At 31.0% G+C, this 22,312-nt stretch carries 25 protein-coding genes; 8 read left to right on the forward strand and 17 right to left on the reverse strand.

The genetic code is table 11. The annotated features are described in order from the left end of the window. Window positions 1-92: 92 nt before the first annotated feature. The 4 genes from ACWJKE_RS07345 to ACWJKE_RS07360 all read right to left on the reverse strand — a co-directional run bounded on the left by ACWJKE_RS07345 (window position 93) and on the right by ACWJKE_RS07360 (window position 3,323). Window positions 93-1,829 (reverse strand): sensor histidine kinase, encoded by a 1,737-nt coding sequence (locus ACWJKE_RS07345; RefSeq protein WP_216303538.1) that lies wholly within the window; start codon window positions 1,827-1,829, stop codon window positions 93-95. Continuing rightward, the gene (locus tag ACWJKE_RS07350; RefSeq protein ID WP_216303539.1) at window positions 1,826-2,500 is read right to left on the reverse strand and encodes a response regulator transcription factor; all 675 of its coding nucleotides are present in this window, start codon (window positions 2,498-2,500) and stop codon (window positions 1,826-1,828) included. Before ACWJKE_RS07350 ends, ACWJKE_RS07345 begins: the two co-directional genes overlap by 4 nt. Before the next feature lie 219 nt (window positions 2,501-2,719). After that, window positions 2,720-2,842, reverse strand: coding sequence for a hypothetical protein (locus ACWJKE_RS07355; RefSeq protein WP_375294757.1), 123 nt, complete (start codon window positions 2,840-2,842; stop codon window positions 2,720-2,722). A 175-nt stretch (window positions 2,843-3,017) separates the two neighbouring features. Next, the gene (locus ACWJKE_RS07360; protein ID WP_216303540.1) at window positions 3,018-3,323 is read right to left on the reverse strand and encodes a DUF4158 domain-containing protein; all 306 of its coding nucleotides are present in this window, start codon (window positions 3,321-3,323) and stop codon (window positions 3,018-3,020) included. Between the two features lie 284 nt (window positions 3,324-3,607). Between ACWJKE_RS07360 and ACWJKE_RS07365 the strand changes: the two genes are divergently transcribed. Next, window positions 3,608-3,949: a cupin domain-containing protein gene (locus ACWJKE_RS07365; protein WP_216303541.1), complete on the forward strand. Its 342-nt coding sequence runs from the start codon at window positions 3,608-3,610 to the stop codon at window positions 3,947-3,949. Between the two features lie 423 nt (window positions 3,950-4,372). On the opposite strand, the gene ACWJKE_RS07370 is transcribed toward ACWJKE_RS07365, so the two are convergent. Further along, complete coding sequence (locus ACWJKE_RS07370) at window positions 4,373-5,242, reverse strand: hypothetical protein (protein ID WP_216303542.1); 870 nt, start codon at window positions 5,240-5,242, stop codon at window positions 4,373-4,375. A gap of 390 nt (window positions 5,243-5,632) precedes the next feature. Further along, window positions 5,633-6,079: a nucleotidyl transferase AbiEii/AbiGii toxin family protein gene (locus ACWJKE_RS07375; RefSeq protein WP_216303543.1), complete on the reverse strand. Its 447-nt coding sequence runs from the start codon at window positions 6,077-6,079 to the stop codon at window positions 5,633-5,635. Between ACWJKE_RS07375 and ACWJKE_RS07380 the strand changes: the two genes are divergently transcribed. Further along, window positions 6,039-6,290, forward strand: a complete 252-nt coding sequence (locus ACWJKE_RS07380) for a hypothetical protein (protein ID WP_216303544.1) — start codon at window positions 6,039-6,041, stop codon at window positions 6,288-6,290. The two genes, ACWJKE_RS07375 and ACWJKE_RS07380, sit on opposite strands and share 41 nt — an antisense overlap. A 48-nt stretch (window positions 6,291-6,338) precedes the next feature. Here the strand turns inward: ACWJKE_RS07380 and ACWJKE_RS07385 are convergent, their stop codons facing one another. The 4 genes from ACWJKE_RS07385 to ACWJKE_RS07400 form a co-directional block, all read right to left on the reverse strand. Continuing rightward, window positions 6,339-6,944, reverse strand: a complete 606-nt coding sequence (locus ACWJKE_RS07385; RefSeq protein ID WP_216303545.1) for a type IV toxin-antitoxin system AbiEi family antitoxin domain-containing protein — start codon at window positions 6,942-6,944, stop codon at window positions 6,339-6,341. Between the two features lie 1,543 nt (window positions 6,945-8,487). Further along, complete coding sequence (locus tag ACWJKE_RS07390; protein ID WP_216303548.1) at window positions 8,488-8,757, reverse strand: DUF3784 domain-containing protein; 270 nt, start codon at window positions 8,755-8,757, stop codon at window positions 8,488-8,490. A 288-nt stretch (window positions 8,758-9,045) separates the two neighbouring features. Then, window positions 9,046-9,606: a nitroreductase family protein gene (locus tag ACWJKE_RS07395; protein ID WP_216303546.1), complete on the reverse strand. Its 561-nt coding sequence runs from the start codon at window positions 9,604-9,606 to the stop codon at window positions 9,046-9,048. Between the two features lie 517 nt (window positions 9,607-10,123). Continuing rightward, on the reverse strand, window positions 10,124-11,566 hold the full coding sequence (locus ACWJKE_RS07400) for an IS4 family transposase (protein WP_462956354.1): 1,443 nt from the start codon (window positions 11,564-11,566) through the stop codon (window positions 10,124-10,126). A gap of 371 nt (window positions 11,567-11,937) precedes the next feature. Here ACWJKE_RS07400 and ACWJKE_RS07405 point away from each other — a divergent pair, with 371 nt between their 5' ends. Beyond that, the gene (locus ACWJKE_RS07405) at window positions 11,938-12,558 is read left to right on the forward strand and encodes a VanZ family protein (protein WP_216304618.1); all 621 of its coding nucleotides are present in this window, start codon (window positions 11,938-11,940) and stop codon (window positions 12,556-12,558) included. Window positions 12,559-12,669: 111 nt separating this feature from the next. On the opposite strand, the gene ACWJKE_RS07410 is transcribed toward ACWJKE_RS07405, so the two are convergent. The 6 genes from ACWJKE_RS07410 to ACWJKE_RS07435 all read right to left on the reverse strand — a co-directional run bounded on the left by ACWJKE_RS07410 (window position 12,670) and on the right by ACWJKE_RS07435 (window position 17,754). After that, window positions 12,670-13,656 (reverse strand): alpha/beta fold hydrolase, encoded by a 987-nt coding sequence (locus ACWJKE_RS07410; protein ID WP_216304617.1) that lies wholly within the window; start codon window positions 13,654-13,656, stop codon window positions 12,670-12,672. After that, entirely contained in the window at window positions 13,653-14,180 is a 528-nt protein-coding gene (locus tag ACWJKE_RS07415; RefSeq protein ID WP_216304616.1) for a helix-turn-helix domain-containing protein, read from the reverse strand. Before ACWJKE_RS07415 ends, ACWJKE_RS07410 begins: the two co-directional genes overlap by 4 nt. Window positions 14,181-14,588: 408 nt before the next feature. Next, on the reverse strand, window positions 14,589-16,031 hold the full coding sequence (locus tag ACWJKE_RS07420) for an IS4 family transposase (RefSeq protein ID WP_462959302.1): 1,443 nt from the start codon (window positions 16,029-16,031) through the stop codon (window positions 14,589-14,591). Window positions 16,032-16,237: 206 nt separating this feature from the next. After that, entirely contained in the window at window positions 16,238-16,429 is a 192-nt protein-coding gene (locus tag ACWJKE_RS07425; protein ID WP_216304596.1) for a hypothetical protein, read from the reverse strand. Then, window positions 16,423-16,734, reverse strand: a complete 312-nt coding sequence (locus ACWJKE_RS07430; protein ID WP_216304597.1) for a hypothetical protein — start codon at window positions 16,732-16,734, stop codon at window positions 16,423-16,425. The genes ACWJKE_RS07425 and ACWJKE_RS07430 overlap by 7 nt, the downstream gene beginning before the upstream one ends. Window positions 16,735-16,887: 153 nt before the next feature. Beyond that, the gene (locus tag ACWJKE_RS07435; RefSeq protein ID WP_216304598.1) at window positions 16,888-17,754 is read right to left on the reverse strand and encodes a phospholipase A2 family protein; all 867 of its coding nucleotides are present in this window, start codon (window positions 17,752-17,754) and stop codon (window positions 16,888-16,890) included. A 212-nt stretch (window positions 17,755-17,966) separates the two neighbouring features. Here ACWJKE_RS07435 and ACWJKE_RS07440 point away from each other — a divergent pair, with 212 nt between their 5' ends. From ACWJKE_RS07440 to ACWJKE_RS07450, 3 genes are all read left to right on the forward strand, one after another. Then, on the forward strand, window positions 17,967-18,263 hold the full coding sequence (locus ACWJKE_RS07440) for a transcriptional regulator (RefSeq protein ID WP_216304599.1): 297 nt from the start codon (window positions 17,967-17,969) through the stop codon (window positions 18,261-18,263). 37 nt (window positions 18,264-18,300) lie between these two features. Further along, entirely contained in the window at window positions 18,301-18,519 is a 219-nt protein-coding gene (locus ACWJKE_RS07445) for a VOC family protein (RefSeq protein ID WP_216304600.1), read from the forward strand. Between the two features lie 264 nt (window positions 18,520-18,783). Then, window positions 18,784-18,966 (forward strand): hypothetical protein, encoded by a 183-nt coding sequence (locus ACWJKE_RS07450; protein WP_216304601.1) that lies wholly within the window; start codon window positions 18,784-18,786, stop codon window positions 18,964-18,966. 318 nt (window positions 18,967-19,284) lie between these two features. Here ACWJKE_RS07450 and ACWJKE_RS07455 read toward each other — a convergent pair whose 3' ends face one another. Then, complete coding sequence (locus ACWJKE_RS07455) at window positions 19,285-19,860, reverse strand: recombinase family protein (protein ID WP_216304602.1); 576 nt, start codon at window positions 19,858-19,860, stop codon at window positions 19,285-19,287. A gap of 491 nt (window positions 19,861-20,351) precedes the next feature. On the opposite strand from ACWJKE_RS07455, the gene ACWJKE_RS07460 reads away from it, so the two are divergent. Both ACWJKE_RS07460 and ACWJKE_RS07465 read left to right on the forward strand, forming a co-directional pair. Next, a complete protein-coding gene (locus ACWJKE_RS07460; protein ID WP_258280728.1) occupies window positions 20,352-20,486 on the forward strand; it encodes a hypothetical protein in 135 nt (44 codons plus the stop codon). Window positions 20,487-20,673: 187 nt separating this feature from the next. Next, window positions 20,674-22,134: an IS1182 family transposase gene (locus tag ACWJKE_RS07465; protein ID WP_220287894.1), complete on the forward strand. Its 1,461-nt coding sequence runs from the start codon at window positions 20,674-20,676 to the stop codon at window positions 22,132-22,134. Window positions 22,135-22,312 lie beyond the last annotated feature (178 nt).

Below are 22,312 nucleotides of genomic sequence, written 5' to 3' on the forward strand. Positions count from 1 at the left end.
TCATAGCTTTTTCGTCAGTAAAATATTAATTTTTTTGAATAAAAGTATCTTAAAGAAGGCATATATCTTTCTCTGAAGATATAATCAATGATTTATGGTTGGACCGGTAGAGAAAAGAAAAAACGGACGCCATCTTTCGTATTTTCCACACCATAAATTGCATGATGAAGCTCCAATATCCCCTTGGATATGGAAAGTCCAAGACCCGTACCTGCTTTGGATGTCCGTGCCTCCACACGGTAGAATTGGTCCCATATCTTTTTCCTGTCTTCCTCTAATATTGGCTTCCCCTGATTTTCTATGCTGATTTCTGCTGTCTCTCCATTGCAGCTTATAGCAATTACGATTGCATATCCATTCTCCGTATTCCGGATTGCATTACTGAGAAAATTAGTAATAACGCGACTGATTAGCCATTTATGCCCCACTACAATTTTAGGGCAAAGTCTTAATATAAGAGAGATATTTTTCTCCTGTATTTGCTCAGCCAGGGACTTGCATACTTCGGTAATTGCTTTATCCATTTCAAAAGGAGCTAATTCAGGCTTATAGGTACCAGATTCAAATTTAGCTAGATCCAACATGTTTACAACCAGCAAGTCCATCCGTTGTATTTCATCTTCCATCGCCTGTAAGTAATGTTCCCTTTTTTCAGCTGCAATTCCGTCTTTAAAAATAGACAGACAACTTTTCATAACCGCAAGAGGCGTTTTCAGCTCATGAGATACACCTGCAATAAATTCCTTTCGTATAGTTTCTAATTTTCTCTCTTTATCAAGATCCTGTTTAAGCTGACCAATATATACTTCCATCTGGTTCGACAGATAATTAATATTTTGGGATAACTGACCAATTTCATCGGCGGAACGCACCGGCAGTTTTTCCGTAAAATCCATGTTTGCTATTTTCTCTGTGACCTGGTTGATGGATATCAGAGGTTTCGCCAGCCACTTAGAAAAAATAAATGCCAAGAATATAACACACAGAAATGTAAATCCAAAAAAGTAAGGATAGAATTGCTGTATAACCGATATTGCTTCATCTACCGGCTGAAGAGATGTCATAGCAAAAATATATCCCGTTACCCCATTTTCAACAACCGGTTTAATAATTATCTTATATTCCACAAGATTTTCTGTTGCACTAAATTCTTCTGTACCCTGAAGAGGTTTCGCATTATTAGCTAGCAAACCGGCTTGAAATTCTTTTATCTGTTTCAAAAAATAAAGTTCATGGTAGGGAAACGAAATATCCAACCCTCGTTCGGGAAATGCAGTCTTCGTTATCTTTCCCCTCAATACGTCAGTTACAAGGTGACTATACGCTTTATCAGCATTAGGACCATTCAGCTTGTTTGCAATATTTAAATTTACGACGCCCGTTGAATTAGTATTTATCATATAAGGTATCTTTTCATCTGCTATATTAACTGTATCAATAATCACCTCATCGCCGACCTTAAATGAAGCGAGTACATCAGAAGAATATTCTCCTTCAAAGGAGTACATTGGTATCCGCAAAGTACCCTGAGATTCATTTTTCAATTTCACTTCGAGATAGTAATTTTCCACATCGCCGATACGACCATTTTTGTCCATTTTTGTAATCCAGATTTGGTTATTCTTATATATTTCACCAGATGCTGCTTCCGCTCCTTTTTTCGCTACTATATCTGGGTACTCCTTCATATACATTTCGAGAGTATCCAATTTCTCATTAATATAATATTTCTTAAAAAAGTAATTTTGCGTTATTCCAATGAATAAAAACATAGTAGATAATAATAGAACTGTTAGCACAAACCATTTAAAAACAATACTTTTTTTCATAGCTGCCCCTCTTCGAATTTATATCCCGAGCGGATAACCGTAACAATGTAGCAGCCTTTACTTCCAAGCTTAGCACGCAGGTTTCTGATATGGCTGTTCATTGTCTTTTCATCACCATAAAAATCATAACCCCATATTTTAGCTATTAATTGTTCTCTGGTAATTACAATCCCTCTATTTTGCATTAAGTAAGCTAGAATCTCAAATTCTGTATGAGTCAAATTAATAGTATTACAATCAATAGAAACAAGTCTTGACCCCATATTTATAACAATACCGCCGGCTGACGTCAACATTCCATCCATAGTACCTGGGTATTTTTCAAGAAATCGTTTCACTTTTGCCATTAGAACCAGAGGACTATATGGTTTGATCAGATAATCATCCGCTCCCAACTCATATCCCAGAAGAGAATCATCCTCATCTGAACGTGCAGTCAAAATGATTATAGGGATACTGGAATTTTTCCGTATTCTACGGCATACTGACCAGCCGTCAATCTTCGGCAGAACAATATCTAGTATAACTAAATCAACAGAATTTAATTGAAATAGCTCTAAAGCTTTTTCCCCATCTTCGGCCTCTAATACCTGATATCCATACTCAATTAGATAGTCAATTATCACTTCACGTAAAATATCTTCATCTTCAACAACCAATATTTTATTCATCCCATACCTCCATTTGTGTCATTACAAGTAAAATCTTTTGCATTTACACATTTAGTCTTATTATACTGGGGTGCAGCCAACATTTCCGACAAAACCCACGCTAAGGAATAAAATGTATGGTTTTTTAATAATTCGCCCCCGTTAAGCTATAGTGAATCCGCATATGCAATATTGAGTATTTAGTCTATTATCATCTGCGTAATATCCCATTTTAATTCATTACTTATTATTTTCAGAATAAAATTTTAGAGATTCTCCAATAAATTTAACTGCGCCATTACCATATTTCTTATCTACAACATTCATATCTTTATTGGCACTTGATAAATAAATATCAGCCATGTTGGATAAAAAAACATTGTTTATACCTATATCTAAATGTATTTATAGCTGAAGAAACTATACGCTCTAAAGTTTCTTCAGTAGTAGACTCAATTTTTATTTCGTAAAACCTTTTATATAGTTGTTGCTTTAAATACTCAATATCATCATTAACAGGTAAAACTATTTGTATAAGCTATTCTTTAATTGATTCCATATCATTTTTACTATATTCACGAAAGCAAAGTTCTTCTCGAATTTGCTCCTTATGAAAAAAAGCATTTCTGCTATTAAAATCGTAATTTAAATAAGTTTTTCCATCAATTTTAAGTTGTTTTGCAATGAACTCAATACTTTTTTCTGACACTGCTTCTTTACTCTCAGGAAATTTACCGTAATTTTGTAAATATTTATACAGCACTGCAAATCCTATTTTTGCCTCATTTGATTTATTATAAACTAATTGGAGCTCTCTTAGGTTTAAATTAAAATCTTTTATCATATGTGCCCTACCTTTAAAAGTTCCTATAAGTACAAGAGTAGGAACTTATTTTAAGAGTAGCTTACCATATGAATCTAAAATACTCAATAAAATGCTTTAAATACACCTAAGTTCAAGTTCCAAAATAAGATTCGGAACTTTTAATTAAAGCTTAGGTTAGTTATTACCACATTTAGGAATCGAGTTTTCAGTACAGGACAGCTATGTTCTTTATACCCCGTATAAGAAGGAATATACAATATGCCATAGAATAATAACTAAAATACAAAAAAGGAGTGACTATCATGCCGAAAGAAGAAAAAGAGTTTTTTAATCCAAATAAGTCAGGCTGGAACCGGCCAAAAGGTTATCCAGAAGGAGTATTGGAACTAATAGTTACTCAGGATAAAAAGACGAGTGAGTTTACTAGACTTCTAAAATTTGCGCCAGGAACAGAGACAACAAATATTCTGATTCACGAGTGTTGGGAAGAAGTTTATATTATTGAAGGTGGTTTGATTTGCGGAGAACAAACATTTACTAAAGGAATGGTTGCAGTTCGTCCACCAGGCATGCAGCATGGACCTTTTAAAGCTCCTGTAGGTGCTTTGACTTACGAAGTTCACTATCGTCGTTCAAACGATTAGTAATATAAATACCACGTCATTTATTGTATATGAACATCTAGCCTATAGACCCAAAGTGAATGTAACTCAATCACTATTGTGTTACGTTCAGAATATCATATGTTAAAAACCCACATCATAATCGATATGGGTTAATTGTAATCATCTCAATAATAGACTATAGATTTCTTATTATATTTACTATGGTTAATTTTTTAAATTTTCAAAGAACTCCGCCTAGGGGGTAGTAACCACAAAATGCGGATTTTATACATTAATACATATATTACCAAAGCACCGATATACTCAAAGAATTTTTTGAATATATCGGTGCTTTAATTACTCTAAAACATATTTCAAACATATTCCTAGAAAATGAAAAAGGTAGGATTTTAGTCATACTATATGAAAATTGTGAATTAAAATATTTTCACATTACGTTAATTATTTAGCGTCATTTAATTCAATAATATAGTTACCGGCTACTGCTGAAGCCAAAAACAACACCACAACATCTAATCCACTCCGTAATAACATTTGAGGCATAGCACCTTTCGTTATTAAGCCAATAAAGCTATTAAAAATCATCCAATTCACACCTATAGTTGCTATGAACCTTAATGGTACACCTATACCACACTGCCTTTTTTCGAATACTAACAAAGGATACAAAATCACATAAACATAACCCATCAGTATTCCAAAGAAACCTGTCCATATATAGCACGGAACTGGATATGTAGCACTGTCACTGCTTATAAGACCGCTTTCATAACCAATTGTTCTCTCCACAAAAATAGTAATTGCAATAATAGCAATGGTTTTTATGCATTTCGTCATTTGTAATTTACTAATTGGTTTAATTTTCTTACTTTCACTTAATGTAAAATAAGCAATTGCCACACATAACAATATTGCAGGTAGACCATCTCCTATTCCCATTATAAGCTGATACTTAACAAAACCGAGTCCCCAATTTGAAAAAAGAGACCCCTCAACTACTATCTCTTGCATTCCAAATAAGTAAATCATTGCGAAGGCTATCCCAAATCTAATCCCTATTTGTAATTTAGGCGCATCTGCTCTCACGCCTATGTATCTTACCACCATTACACACTGTATAAATAGCAGAATGAAATAAAATATTGCTACGGTAGGAAACCCAAAGCATTTAACAAAAATACTATCAAACTGCGCAACATCTACAGAAGTGGGCAAAAGTGCATGAACAATAATCGCAAAAAGTGCAGAAAATAGAATGAGAACAGTATTTATTATAATTAATCGCTTTGTACTTATACATTTTGTATCCATCTAATTTCCCCCATATACATTTAAAAATAAATAATTCTAACTTCGGACTTTTATACTGTTGCGACACAAAACATTTATTTAATTATACTCTTATTACCGTTACTTAACGAGTAAAGTATTTATATTTATGGGGTTTTAATTTCCTTAAGTACGAAATATCATTTTTGCGTATGCTATCACATAAAGCAGAGACATGGCTAGAATGATCTGCCATTAAGATTTAAATGAGAATAAGTTGAGCAGAAATGTTTATGGTAAAGCATATTTTCCTTACATTTATTAGGTTGCAGGTGCGATCCCAGTGTGAAATATGGAAGCGTATGCGGACAGATTTTACTTGCTAAAAAACAAATATATAACTACTTGATACTTCCATTTAAATCAGAACAGCTATTTTATTTCCTCAATATTATTTTTATACTTACCCCACCGCTTTTTATCATGATCCCAAAACTCGAAAAATTCTTCTTCATGAACAATTACATTATAAATAGGTTTAAGAAATATTATAATTTCTCTCATAACTTCGTCAAACTCAATATTAACAGAGTTTATCTTTCTTAAAAAAGCCTTCCACATTTTAATTCTATTTACATCTTTCATAAAGTCTTCTGTGAAAATAATATTTTCTCTTTCAATCACCGTGTGCCTTGTTTGCAATGTTTTATCTACAGCCTCCTGTAGCTTCCGTCCATCAAAACTATTAGTGCTTAGAAGAGTAAATATATCGTAGAAATCTTTCATTCTACCATTAATTACTGATAATGAAATCATAGCTTGAAACTTTTCTGAAATAATGGACTCTAAAGAATATACTTTTATTAATGGTGCTTTCATATCAAGTGGACTAGTTTTTAGTGGAGATGAAATTGAAGTTGAAGAGATAAAAAAAGATGGAGAATATCACGGTATAAGAGTAAAAACTAATTGTTTTTTAGGGAATGCGAGAAATGTGTTACAACTAGATATTGGGTTTGGCGATGTTGTTGTACCAATGCCACAAATGATGGAGTGTCCAATAAACTTCTTTGTTCCTTTTTTGCTATAATCGCAAGTCTTGCTCTTACCGATGCAGTAATGTCTTTTATTTGCTTACTCATACAAGCACCTCCAAATACTGTTTTAGTATTTTTTGAACTCTACAAACTTCCGCATATTTCATTAATTTGTTAAAGTTTCTATCTTTCCTTTTTATATACTCATTAATTCCTTCTTTTACAATATCAATTCCAATTTTATTTCTATATCTTATGCAATCACATATTGTCTTTTCTATATCATATATCTTAATTAAATGTCCATCTACTTCTATATTAGTTATACCTATATTTAGCTGCTTTTGTGAAAAATATAGAAGTTTAATTGGTGGATACTTAGGTATTATAACTTTACTGCTTCTTTCTATAGCAATCTCATACTGCCAGGGGTTAATAGTTGATAAATCATGATAATCTAATGCAGAAGTAAGGCACAATATCCCTTTAGGGACTATTTTAAATACATCAACTAATTCAAAATTGTATTGAAAACCATAATCTACCCACTTATATAATCCCGTTTTTATTTTTGAAACAACACCTGATTTTTCAAGGGTGCTAACATAGTATCTATTTATCCCCATTCCTGATATTTCTTTTGTTGTAGCATAGCCTTTATTCTTGAAAAATAATTCTTTAATTTCTTGTTTTATTATTTCATTCATACTCTCACCTCTCTAACAAATATTCTTCACTTGTTCTAATATGCAGTATATGTGTTAAATTAATTATACATTATTTATGATTTTTTTCAATGTTAATTAACAAAACTACTGCAAAAATTCATACTTGTATTGTTTTTGTTAAATCATCTCCTACGGAGCTGCAGTTGTAGTATTGATAATCCTAACTAAAACAGTAATAAAAAATATAGATTAGGGTTAGTGGTAGCAAAATTTATTATGCGAAGTGCTGCCATAGCTAAATTTAATATGTATCAGATGTAAACAATACTACGCACGTATATTTGAAATACTCAGCCACCTTGTGCAAGTTGTGGGTTCATCACAACTTGTCCATCGGCGATGTACGTATTTAGATTTAAAGGTATGATTAAACTACAGATGCGTGCGTAGACTTAGGTTTTTGATTAGTTATATAGAATGATTAAATTAAGTGAAAGTTAAATTTAACTAGAATCGATGCACGCCGTCGGGTACCCAAAAAAAGACCAGCTTTATCATTAGAATTTCTTAGTTACCAGTGGTTGAGGGACGAAAACAATGGGAAGCTTAGAGATACTTATGTTAAAGCTTGTTCTCTTTTGGGTGACGGTATACGTGCCCAGAACTTGTCCTTCCGAAATATCTATACTACTAGTAATAGTAACTACAATAGATATAAAATATAATAATTATTATAATAAGGTTTTATAAAATATATATACTATAAGAATATTTCGATATCCAAGAAGGAAAACACGATAACTAATCATTTTTTTAAAACTTGTAGGATGCTGGCAAATGGACTAGCCCAGCTACTGAGGGACGAAGTGGCGGGTAAGCCTGTCTATTTGATGTGAAAAATGGACGAGTTTCTGACCTCTATTATAATTTTTTTTTTTGAAACTCTAAATTCATGAAACAAAAGTTACTGATATGTTAATCTGAGGTGAAAAACCTACCATTTTTCACCCGAGGGTCGCGAGGTTCTATCTTTAAGTTATGTGGATTTTTTTAAATATTAGTATTTTGAAGACAAAAACAAGTCCCGCTGCATTGCAGTAGGGCTTGTTACCCTTGGGGGAAGGGGGAATATTTCATTTGCTTTGGACTAGTTTACTGACTGCTACTAAGACTAAATAGAAAAATTAATGATTAGGTACTTTAATAGATTAATTTACTTCTGGGCAGTGAGTAAGATTGCCCAAAGCTTCATTTATGACCTAGAGCAGTGAAAGAGCTTGTGCCACATCAAGTTTTCGTATGAAGAATGAAGGAGAAAATATGCTGTGGACCAGCCTTTGACTGCGGAGTCTTATTATTATATTAAGACTGATTTTTAATACATTCAAAGTAAAGAGTCAACACGTTATGTTACATTCAAATTGAAATTTTAAAGGATTAGGCAATAGCATCAATGTGAAAGTAACTCAATTACTATTGTGTTACTTTCAGAATATCAATATACACTTAAAACAAGTAACCTCATATTTAATTATATGAGGTTACTTGTGATAACGACATATAAGATCATTGCGAATGCTCATTACAGTCCACCATTATATTTTTTCTGTGCCATAAACATCATAACTAATCCCCCTACAAAGAATATCCCAAAGCATATCACACCATATGCAGTATTTGATGTGAATTTAATAATACCCATCATCAGTATCATTCCTATTCCCATTATAATACATGCTTTACCCATTTTTTCTGTATAAGATTTTTTATCCTTTTCAGCAACCCCTGTATAATGATAATCATGTATTATCGTTATCTGTTCTTTTTTCCAAATACGCCATCCTATAAAAATAAAATATAATCCTACAGGTAATAATAAGCAACATAACTATTAATTCAGACATATAATCATCTCCTAAGTTCTTAGTTTATTACAATTTCGAATAATAATATATATTTAACTATAACATAATTACCATAAATTAAGTATATTTACAATTCTTTTAAAATGGGTAATAGCCTCAATGTGAAAGTAACACAATTGGTATTGTGTTACTTTCAAAATATAAAGTAAACCCATATCTAATTAATGATATGGGTTTACTTGTGTCGACATATTCGAAAATTGTACAGTAAAAAATTATTTGATTATAGTTATTTTGTTTTCTTTCCTTGCAGGCGCTTTAGAAACTTCAGAAACGGCATATCCTAAAGCAATAGAATTTATTGGCTGATATCCTTCAGGTATCCTAAGTTCTTTTTTTAGCTCTTCATTTTCACCATTCCCAAATATAAATGGCATACTCCCTATCCAACAAGTACCTAAACCAAGAGACTTTGCTGCAATTAATATATTTTCAGTAGCATTAGAAGTATCCGCCTGAGGATTAGATGCATTCATATAACCAGATATAATTATAGCTGTAGGTGCATTATAGAATGCTCTATAGTTGTCATTACTTGCCATGTTTCTTAACTGAACAATATGAGATTTAGCTAAAGCAGCTTTTGCAACTTGAGTAAATTTTTGAAGCATGTTACTGTTTTGTATAACAGTAAAGTGCCAAGACTGCTCATTTAGAGCACTCGGTGCATACAATCCAGCTTCTAAAATAGATTGTAATTCATCATCTTTAATTTGTTCATCTTTAAAAACCCTTATACTTCTTCTTTCCTTTAGAATTTTAAGTGTTTCATTCATATAATAATTCCCCTCCAAATGAATATGTTTTGTTTGAATTTTAATACATAAGCTTATATAAGTATGTCATCAAATATATGGTTAATTATACTACTATTGTCTTATCCAAGAGTCAGAATAATAATAATAATTATAAAATGAATGAAAAAGTGTCAAAAGTTCGTGTTATATCAACTTAAAGTTCGTTTATTTTATAATGAGGTCATGAAAACTAGTTATATAGCCATAGTTCACCTTTGTAGATATAATGCGTACGTCTATTACCATTATACAAATTCTCCTAGTGCAACTAAAGAATTTGCATACATAACGAGTCTGGGGTACGGCAACATAGCCATCAAGCTAAGCCATATTGAATATTAGTAAGTCAGTATTAAATACTATATTTTACCATTAAAATTTATTTTGATAAATTTTAATGGTAAATTTTAAGTGTACAATAGTATTCAAACAATTTTAGGGTACACCAAAAAAAGCCACGTATATAGTGGGGCTTTTACAATTTTATCAAGTTGTTTTATGCTGCAACTTTAGCCTGCGATGATGTTAATTTATAACAAACTCCAAGAATATCAAAAACAGTTTTCTTATCCTTTTTATGAGATTTCAGACCATTCCTAACTACATTTTCAAATATTAATTTTAAGGTATCGAGAACTTTATTAGGGAATTTGATAAGCTCAAAATATAGACTATCAATATATTCATGAACTATTTCACAAGTTTTAATTTCACTGGCTTCAAGGCCTTTATTTTCTAAAGCTAAAGTCCTCATTTTAAACATTACAGCAGAGCTTATTAGTAGCAAAATAAGTTTTCCATAAAGCTGACATTGAAACCGTTCTATTTTAACTAACTTTACAACCTGTATACTAAATATGGATTTCCACGTTTTAAATATTATTTCGATCTGCCATCTTAAACTGTAAAACTCATGAACCTGCTTTGAACTTAAAACTTCTTCCTTAATATTCGTTATATAAATAGATATACCTAATAATTCAATCGTATTATTACTTTTTTCTATACCCTTTTTTTTAGCATTCTTCACAGATTTTTCTGTTCTTTTTTTCAATTGATCATTTGTTAGTTTATATAAAATAAGCCTTGTTTTTAGCGTCTTTTCCTTGCCTACATAGACATCCTTAATTTCATAACGGTCCCCCTCGCCCATCTGTTTCATTATGTCAGAAATATAGATTCTTTTAAAAAGGCTTGATTTTTTAGGAGCGCCATTCTTATAGTACTCTATATCCTTATTTTCTATATATACTGCTATATTAGGTTTGAGTCTTGATATGTAAAACGCTTCTCTATCTTCTATGTCCAAAAAATCTTCAAAGTTGAAATACCCAAGATCTCTTAAAATAAGATCCCCAGATTTGATAGTATCTCTTATTTTGCTCCCAAAAGTATTGTCGCTTCCTGAGCCAGCTCCTACTTGTATATTAAGAAGATTTCCAGATTTCAATTCATATTCTAGTTGTATTTTTACACCTGAAGCTTGAGAGCAGCCACCAGATCCAGGATAAATATCTTTATAGCTTTCTGGTACTTGAAAAGCAGTAGAATCAAGTATTCTTATTCGTTTGAAATGTTCATCCCATACACTTGGTATGCAAGTATTATTTGTTATTGTTTGGCGCAACAGGTTTTCAAAAATTTTCTTTAAAAATTCCACACATCTTTCATTTAAACGTTGATCTAATGCTTGATTAGAAATAACTATTCCTATTTTTGCACTAAGTTTTGTACATAAGGTAACAAGTGTATTATTCGCAACCTCTGCATCCATAAAGCAGCATAAGCAAACGAATTCCCATGCTTTAATTTTACCTTTTCTTTTCACAAAGCCTGTTACTCTAGCTATTTCTTCAATCTCCTCTTTTGAAAAGCATCTTTTAATTTCAGCTGCAAAATGTTTCATATCTTTATCCAATTTTAAGTTTTCTTCTATCATTTGTAAATTACCCCCATTGATGTGTTTTGTTATCTTTTAAATGATAACATTTTTACAAATGGGGGGCTTTATTTTTATAGACTTCCCTTAGCTTGATGGCTATGGGGTACGGCAACCATTCATGTAAAAATGGGCCACTTCCCATATTATGTAATGTTTTAAGCTTTTTTTATTAACTTAAAGCTGCCACTTCTTATAAAAACCACTTTAATAGATTATTAAAAAAATTTACTCTAAGTAATAGTGACATATGATACATACTGTTATACTTTACTTGTAAGTTAATTCACAATCGTATTTTATTTTGAAGTGTTTTATATTTTACAATCGTTATATATATATAACGATTAAACCAGGGGGGAAAGATTTTTATGGTAAAAAGTTTTATAATATCAATGATAATATCAATTTTTCTAATAACTATTTTAAATATATTTTTAAACAAAAATAGTAAAAGTCTTAAAAAGAAAATAGAATGTCAACATTACTTTTTTGGATATCTTTTTATATTATATCTTATGATTTCGTTAACAGAAGTAGTAGGATTTCCTTATTTGAGCGACTGGCAAAGACTTTCAAGATTAAACAGGCCAATATTTAATCCCATTATAAATTTAGTACCTTTTAACGATGGATTTGAAATTTCTTCTATACTTAATATAATATTTTTTATGCCTTTTGGATTTTTATTGCCAACATTATGGAAAAAGTATAGAAAATTATTACCGACATTATGTAATGGAATATTATTTTCAATTATTATTGAAATTGGTCAATTGTTTGTTCCACATCGTGCATCAGATATTAATGATTTAATAATGAATACCATAGGAACTATTTGTGGTTGGATTATTTTCAATATTATAAGCAAAATTTTTCATAAACTTGCTAATAAAACAGTAATTGAAATTTCTTCTAATGATAGTATGGCTATTAAATTAGAACCTTATCTATACATTGCGATTCCAATTATAAGTACATTTTTAGGTTGAAAAAATGAATAAAAGATTAACAAGGGTAGAAATGCTCTTGCTTTATTTTTTTTGCTAGAGTCCCATAAACGACCGTTTATGGTGCTAGTTTTACTTGTTTTTCCATGCAATTTATTTTTTGACATTGTTAATGAATGTCTTTGTAATTTCCGCAATTTCATCAGCATGTGTTTGGTGAATATAATGGGTTGTTCCCTTAAGAACTTTATATGTTGCATTATTACCAAGTCGTGCTAAATGAGCGTTTTGATACCCCATACCATCATCCTTATTCTTCTTTGCCATCCCATTAAGCGTTTGCTCTGATATAATTTTTAGTACCGGAATGTCAGTAGGAAATTTAAGCTTATTTACTTCTTTGATGTTGTCAAGAAGCAACGATGACTGATTAATCATCGTATCGTTTATTAAGTGGTAACCGAATTTTTTGTAGTCAGTAATCTCTTTTTCAATGTAACCATTTTTAATAAGCTTGGTTTCAGGAACCAGTGGTATGGTAATTCGTGTCAACCCGCACGACTGGCTAAGCTTTGAGATAGAGTATATAATACTTGGCGCATTCCCTTCAGGGATTGCGGCAGTTGAGGTCGTGTCAAGCATAACGATTGCTGATACTTCATCAGGATATTTTGCAGCATAATATTCAGAATAAATACCCGAAACAGAATGAGGCATCAAAATATACGGTGCGTGAAAGCCTGCCCCTGACAATGCAGTACGAATTTCTTTTGTATAATTCTCGTTTGTTCTTGGAGCATCTGTCTGATCACTGAAACCAACACCGAAATATTCAATACATACAACGGTATAATCCTTGCTTAGCTTCCTCATCAGAGGAGCAAAATCAGCACTTGGAAGGGCAGTGCCCCATCCAGGTAAAAGTACAATAGTACTTTTACTACTGCCCATAGAAAAGACGTGCATTTTCTTGCCATCTACTTCAACCATTTGACCGTAAGGCTCAATACTTTTAAGCTCGTCCTTGAAAAAGATTGTGTTTACAATAAATCCGACGATGTTTATACTCACTATTACTCCCAATATAATACCAAAAATCATCATAATCTTTTTTCCTCTCTTTTTACATTTTATTTTCATAAAATAACCTCTGAGTCTATATCAGGAGATGATATTATCGAAATATTTCTCGATTTTCGTTTCTCAGAAGTCTTATTGTTTAAATGTTGACTCATTAAAGCATTGATTTCACCTAAAAACGTATCAAATTCCTCATCACTCATTAAAAGTACCGCCGTGTTCAAAAATAGCTTATCACGAAGAGGATCGGCTTTGGTGCTGTTAAAATACTGTTCGAACTTTGAGTAAAGATTCATCAAAAATCCGTATGCATTTCGGGTAGCATTTTCCAATGTGTTCTCGTTTGATATAGTAGCTATATTAAGTGCATAAGTTCGTTCAACAGCTCCTCTTATTCTATTTTCATCCACTACATTAATAAGATTGTTTTCTGCAAGAATGTTAATATGGCGGTATAATGTTGTTCTTGGCACATCAGTTATAAAATCTACTAATTCTCCTGCTGTTGCTACTTTATGTGTAGAAAAATACTGTAATATTCTCATGCGAACAGGATTCATAAGGATTTTGTTTATATCTTTCATAGAAGCACCTCCAAATTGGTTTCAAATGTGATTATAATACCGCTTTTGGGATTAGTCAATATGTATTTTTAATTCACAAAAATAAAGCTTGTTGTAAAAAGGCAACAAGCTTTATTAATACCTATATCTTACAGTACTATTTCTTAACGTGAGTGAATTGTAAAACATTTATCCATTTTATGTCTTAACGTGGGTTTTGTCGGAAATGTTGGCGCTACCCCATAGCCATCAAGCTAAGCCATATTGAATATTAGTAAGTCAGTATTAAATACTATATTTTACCATTAAAATTTATTTTGATAAATTTTAATGGTAAATTTTAAGTGTACAATAGTATTCAAACAATTTTAGGGTACACCAAAAAAAGCCACGTATATAGTGGGGCTTTTACAATTTTATCAAGTTGTTTTATGCTGCAACTTTAGCCTGCGATGATGTTAATTTATAACAAACTCCAAGAATATCAAAAACAGTTTTCTTGTCCTTTTTATGAGATTTCAGACCATTCCTAACTACATTTTCAAATATTAATTTTAAGGTATTGAGAACTTTATTAGGGAATTTGATAAGCTCAAAATACAGACTATCAATATATTCATGAACTATTTCACAAGTTTTAATTTCACTGGCTTCAAGGCCTTTATTTTCTAAAGCTAAAGTCCTGATTTTAAACATTACAGCAGAGCTTATTAGTAGCAAAATAAGTTTTCCATAAAGCTGACATTGAAACCGTTCTATTTTAACTAACTTTACAACCTGTATACTAAATATGGATTTCCACGTTTTAAATATTATTTCGATCTGCCATCTTAAACTGTAAAACTCATGAACCTGCTTTGAACTTAAAACTTCTTCCTTAATATTCGTTATATAAATAGATATACCTAATAATTCAATCGTATTATTACTTTTTTCTATACCCTTTTTTTTAGCATTCTTCACAGATTTTTCTGTTCTTTTTTTCAATTGATCATTTGTTAGTTTATATAAAATAAGCCTTGTTTTTAGCGTCTTTTCCTTGCCTACATAGACATCCTTAATTTCATAACGGTCCCCCTCGCCCATCTGTTTCATTATGTCAGAAATATAGATTCTTTTAAAAAGGCTTGATTTTTTAGGAGCGCCATTCTTATAGTACTCTATATCCTTATTTTCTATATATACTGCTATATTAGGTTTGAGTCTTGATATGTAAAACGCTTCTCTATCTTCTATGTCCAAAAAATCTTCAAAGTTGAAATACCCAAGATCTCTTAAAATAAGATCCCCAGATTTGATAGTATCTCTTATTTTGCTCCCAAAAGTATTGTCGCTTCCTGAGCCAGCTCCTACTTGTATATTAAGAAGATTTCCAGATTTCAATTCATATTCTAGTTGTATTTTTACACCTGAAGCTTGAGAGCAGCCACCAGATCCAGGATAAATATCTTTATAGCTTTCTGTTACTTGAAAAGCAGTAGAATCAAGTATTCTTATTCGTTTGAAATGTTCATCCCATACACTTGGTATGCAAGTATTATTTGTTATTGTTTGGCGCAACAGGTTCTCAAAAATCTTCTTTAAAAATTCCACACATCTTTCATTTAAACGTTGATCTAATGCTTGATTAGAAATAACTATTCCTATTTTTGCACTAAGTTTTGTACATAAGGTAACAAGTGTATTATTCGCGACCTCTGCATCCATAAAGCAGCATAAGCAAACGAATTCCCATGCTTTAATTTTACCTTTTCTTTTCACAAAGCCTGTTACTCTAGCTATTTCTTCAATCTCCTCTTTTGAAAAACATCTTTTAATTTCAGCTGCAAAATGTTTTATATCTTTATCCAATTTTAAGTTTTCTTCTATCATTTGTAAATTACCCCCATTGATGTGTTTTTGTTATCTTTTAAATGATAACATTTTTACAAATGGGGGGGCTTTATTTTCATAGACTCCCTTAGCTTGATGGCTATGTTGCCGTACCCCTAGGATGGGAACATATAAATTTTATTGGACAGTATAATTTTGATGATAATTGTGATTATGATTTAGTAAATAATATGAGACCATTAAAATCAATCTAATAAAAGACAGTCACCTATTTCAATTAACTTGAATTTATGGTAACTGTTTTTCCTTAATGGGACTTTTGCACAAATTGCGAGCACTATCCCTTTAAGATAATCTTCTAGGAGTTTCGTTTCTGCTTCGGTAACAATCAAACCTTGAATTGCCAATGAAACTTTTGCATTATTATGATTTAACAAAATAGCAATGATGCAGTGGTGCCAAGACTACCCATAATTAACATTACCAATATTAACGATACAATATTCGTAATTATGCCTAATTTTGCCAATATGTTAGGGTGTATTTTTAGTGATATAGAAGCTAAAACACCACCTATTATACTTATAATAGGTGTCATGAACACTATTAATCCCCCTGAATTTTGACACGGTATTATTTGAAAAAGTCCGTTTAACATAAGCATAATCATAGTTAATGATATACTTATAGAAGTTATAGCAAATACTTTACTAATACCTTTCATATAGTGTTTATTTTTCATTAAATTGTCTCCTTTATCACAAATATTTACTCAATTACTTTTGAATGTTTCAAAAAACTCAGCATCTTTAATTTTTAGAATATGTTCTCACTCAGGTAATAATATAACTAAAATGATTTTTATATAAAAAAATCTATCTAACTACCATTTTACTTAATTATCATGTGAATATAGCGACATAAAGTATGTTTCCATTGCAATTATAGCTGCTCTTTGCTTGGCTGTTAGTTTGGGATATTTACCTACATTTGTTAAACAGGATACTAGTTGCATGTCACAGTTTTTTTTATTTCCACCTCCACCGTAACAATTATCATGTGTTTTACAGCAATTATCTATATTATCAATGGGGGTACCTGGTCCACTATATCCCGGGCCACACCATTTACCATAAAATGGGAACTTAAGAGACATAAGAGTACTTAGTCCTTTTTTAGATGTGGGTATACTAATAACGTTTGATAATTTTTGTGAATTTTGATCATATTTAATATGATCAATTAAGTTTAACTTATTATCTTGTAAATCGTATAATTTAAAAACTCCATTATTTTCTATCTTTTCTTGTATCATAGCATATGAAGAATAGCCATCATCTGTACTAATAAATATAATAGAATCTTTATCTATCGAAAAACTAATAATGGATATTTGATAATCTTCGCCGGATATTTTACTAGATTTATTAACAATATAGTCCTTAGATTTTATTGTTCCATTATTATACAATTCATCAATTAATGTTTTAAACACAGTATCATTATCAGCTTTATTTTTTAATTCGGTTAATTCAGTTTGTGTTAGAGTACTAAGAGAGTTTAAATCTATTTGTTTTGAATTTGCAACTTCTAACATCATTTCTTCATAAGAAGAAGTTTTTTTATCATTCCCATTTTCATAAGAATTACAACTAGGGTTATTTAAATCCAGTGCTAATACTGTTGTGCTTAAATTATTTACTATTAATCCTCCCGATAAAACTAACGAGGTAAGAAATATTTTTAATTTTTTTGAACACATATAAATCCATCCTTTCAAAAATATTTTTGTTGACATTACAAGTATATACTATCAGTATTTTACAATTAATACAACTTAATGTTTTTATGTGAAATATATCTTCGAACATATTAAAAAGCCTTATTTAGCATTGAGTTTTACATTAACTTGAATTTATGGTAACTGTTTTTTCTTAATGGGACTTTTGCACAAATTGCGAGCACTACCCCATAATGGATCAATTAGAAGGATTGGAAGATATAAAATCTATACCTATGATGGGTGGTTACTTGTTTTATTATAAAGGTAGAATATTTGGTGGAATCTACGGAACAGGCTTTATGGAAAAAATTACTAAAGCAAGTAAACATTATATGCCTGATAGCATTTCAGAAAGTCCATACGATGGAGCAAAGCCAATGTTGCATGTAGATATTGCCGATAATAGTGAGATATTAAAACAAATGGTAGTAACTATGTATGAGGAATTACCCGAACCAAAACCAAAAAAGAAAAAGATAAAAAAATAAAAGATGAGAATTCCAGAAATGAGTAGTTTTAGTTGTTGTGGTACTGAATGCAGTTGCATATACTGCTAAAAGCAAGGAAGAAGTATGTGAGGTCATTGAACTGGCAAGAAGGTCAGGAGCGAAAATCGAAAAAGAGCCACAGGATGTATTTTGGGGAGGATATCATGCCTATTTTTCTGATCCTGACGGATACCATTGGGAAGTTGCATGGGGACCTAATTTTACATTTGATAAAAATGATATGTTGGAGTTTTAGTAATACATATTTTTCAAATATTTCGTCTCAACTAACCCCATATCTAATGATATGGGGTTAATTTATTAAGTGTATATTGATATTCTGAAAGTAACACAATACCAATTGAGTTACTTTCACATTGAGGCTTACTACTGATTTTTTAAATTGTAAATATATTTAATTTATGGTAATTATGTTATAGTTAAATATATATTTTATGATGAACTTGTAGATTATTGCGTTTTAGATAATAAAATAATAATTAATCGTATTGGAGGTACAATGGGAAAAGTGAGAGGTAGTTGGAGTAAAACACAAACAGATGTATTTGTGCCATTGGTGGGTGTGTCAATGTTAATTCAAGTCATTCAGAATTGGAAGAAAAATAAAGAGGTTGCTAAAGTTAGTTTATTTGCTGCGATACTTGCTTTTGGGGTTTCAATTTTTAAATTTGTAATAAGATAAAATCAAATTTGTAAAATGGATTGGATTAGCGAAAGTAACACAAATGTAATTGTGTTACTTTCACATTGAGCCTATAGGCTAGATGTGCATAAACAACAAATGCCGTGAAATTTTATTATTTCACGGCATTTGTTGTTTACTTATTATGTTGAGTGTTTTTAATTTTGTTTATATCCAATTTAAGGTATAATATGATTTTGCCTTGACCTTTGTATACTCGGGGGTTGTGTAGTAACGGAACAGAAAACCGGTATAAGAACCGAAAATAATGATATCCATATTTTTCGAATTTAAAATCTCCAATATTACACAATGTACTTATTTAACCTTTCTTTTCCTAACTTCTCGAATTAGTGTTGACTTACTTATTCTAGTTATCGCTGCAACTTCTGTATATGAATTGTTTTTTAGCATCTCAATCGCATTATTTATTTGTTTTGATGTATATATCTTAGGTCTACCTTCTTTAAAACCTTCTTTAGTTTTTGCAATTGCTTTGCCTGTTTGGGTACGTTCAATAATTGTGTAACGCTCCATCTCGGCAACTGCTAATAGTGTAGTTAAAAAAAATTTACCCATACTTGTATTCTCTAGCAGTCCAATATTAATTACATGGACAGATATTCCTTTATTAAATAGATCTTGAACTATGCTAATGCCTTCTACAGTATTTCTAGCCAATCTGTCTAGTTTAGTAACTACTAAGGTATCCCCCTGTTTTAAATCCTCTATCAATTTATTGAATATAGGTCTATCAGTTGTAGTACCTGTGTACTGTTCTACTCTTATTTCCGCACCATTATATCTATCTAGTATATCCCTCGTCTGGACCTCTATGGAATGACCTTCTTTTAATTGTTTTTTTGTACTTACCCTTACATAACCTAGTATCACAATTCATAACTCCTTTATATCATATCGTTTTGACTGTAAGTTTTGACACCGTCCAATCCTTTGATTATACGTAAGCGTTTTATAGGTGTCAATACTGTTAAGTTATGACATTAAGATTTTATACATTTTCTTATATCGCTAAGCGTAAATTTACCACGTTAAGACACATATTACCAAAATGGCGATAAATTCAGAGAGAATATTAAATATACTCGTGTTAATTTAATGTTTTTCTTACTGTTTTAGTTAGCATTATCAATACTATAACTGAACTTTAACTAACTTGTTTTGAGTAAAAAAAATAAGAGCTTATCATTTAGTGATTAAACCCTAGATATATCAATAATCTACACTGATGTTATATATTTTTTCGAGTTAGAACTATTAGGTATTAATTCTAACTCAGAATGTTTTGATAAAAGTTTTTTTGGTAATAACTGTCTTAACGTATAAAATCCGCGTTTTGCGAGCACTACCCCATATTGGAGAAAATGGATATATCAGAAACAGCGATAAAAAATGTTTCGAGTGATGTAAAACAGGTTAAAGAAATTGTTGAGGTACTTGAAGAAGTTACTGGGAAACATGAAATTAAAATAAAAGTATTAGAACGTAGACCAGTATAATAATACATTCATTGCAGATTACCAAAAAAGCCACAGTATTTTTAGAGGCCACTGAAAAACTATATGAAAAATCGTCATCTAATTAAAGATGGCGATTTTTTTATATAAAAGACTAAAAAACAAAAAGGAATTTTAAAAGATATGTCGAATTAGTATAGTAGAATAAAATAAAAGGGGCTAAACTATTATGCTAAAAGGACAATTGGAAATAAAAATAAATACATACCATAGCTTATATTCGTTAATTATTCCGAAAGATAACATTTTAAAGCAAATTAATGACCTTGTTGACTTTTCATTTGTTTATGACGAATTGATGATTAACTATAGTTCATCTATGGGTAGAGGTGCTATTAACCCCATAATGCTATTTAAATATTTACTTTTGAAAGTAATATATGAATTGTCTGATGAAGATGTTGTTGAAAGAACTCTTTATGACATGTCCTTTAAATATTTTCTAAATTTAGCCCCAGAAGAAACAAATTTAATAAACTCAAGTACACTAACTAAATTTAGAAAGCTTCGCCTTAAAGACATGAATTTATTGGATTTATTAATAAACAAGACTGTAGAACTTGCTATAAAAGAGGGAGTTTTAAAAAGTAAAGCAATAATAGTTGATGCTACGCATACCAAGTCACGTTATAACCAAAAGTCAGCAAGCGAGGAATTATTGAAACGTGCAAAAAACTTAAGAAAAACATTGTACGGAGTACATCCTGGTATTAAAGAAGAGTTACCTAATAAAGTTACAACTGGAGTACTTGAAGATATTCTTGAGTACTGCAAATTATTAATTGATACCATAAACGAGAAGCCAGAAACTGCAGCAAATCCAGCTGTGAAAACTAAATTAAACTACTTAATGGAAGCTATTAATGATGACTTAGAAAATCTAAAAATATCAAAAGATGAGGATGCAAAAGTGGGGCATAAAACTGAGGATAGTTCTTTTTTTGGATATAAATCACACCTTGCTATGAGTGAAGAACGTTTAATTACAGCAGCTGTTATTACAACTGGCGAAAAAAGTGATGGAAAGGAGCTCATAACCTTAATAGAAAAAAGCCGTGAGGCTGGTATAGATGTAAATGAAGTAATTGGAGATACAGCTTATTCTGAAAAGAAAAACCTAGAATATACAAAAGAAAATAAAATTGCATTAATTTCAAGACTAAATCCTGTAATTTCACAAGGAATGCGAAAAAAAGAAGATGAATTTGAGTTTAATAAAGATGCTGGTTTATTTGTATGTCCGGCAGGTCATATGGCTATTAAAAAAGCAAAACAGGGAAAGAAGAATGTTGGTAAAAATCAAGTGCTAACCTACTATTTTAATGTAGAAAAGTGTAAAAATTGTGTTCATAAAGATGGGTGTTATAAAGAAGGCGCTAAATCTAAAACTTATTCAGTTTCAATAAAGTCAAATACTCACAAAGATCAAATAGAGTTCGAAAAAAGTGAATATTTTAAAAAACGAGCTAGGGAACGTTATATGATAGAGGCTAAAAACAGTGAACTTAAGCACCAACATAGCTATGATGTAGCAATATCGTCAGGCTTAATTAGCATGCAAATGCAAGGTGCATTATCAATCTTCACTGTGAATCTAAAGAGAATAATTAAGTTGAAAAGCATGAAATAGGGCTTTTAAAACTTAATTATAAAATAAAAAGCATGAGATATCCCAAATATGGATATCTCATGCTTTTTCTATTCAAGCTTGAAAACTCTACTAAATAAAGAGTGCTTTTTTCAGCGGCCTCTATTTTTACTGTGGCTTTTTTGGTTCAATATAACATCTTGGGAGTTTTTGCCTATCC

The organism is Clostridium sp. CM036 (genome assembly GCF_055081135.1).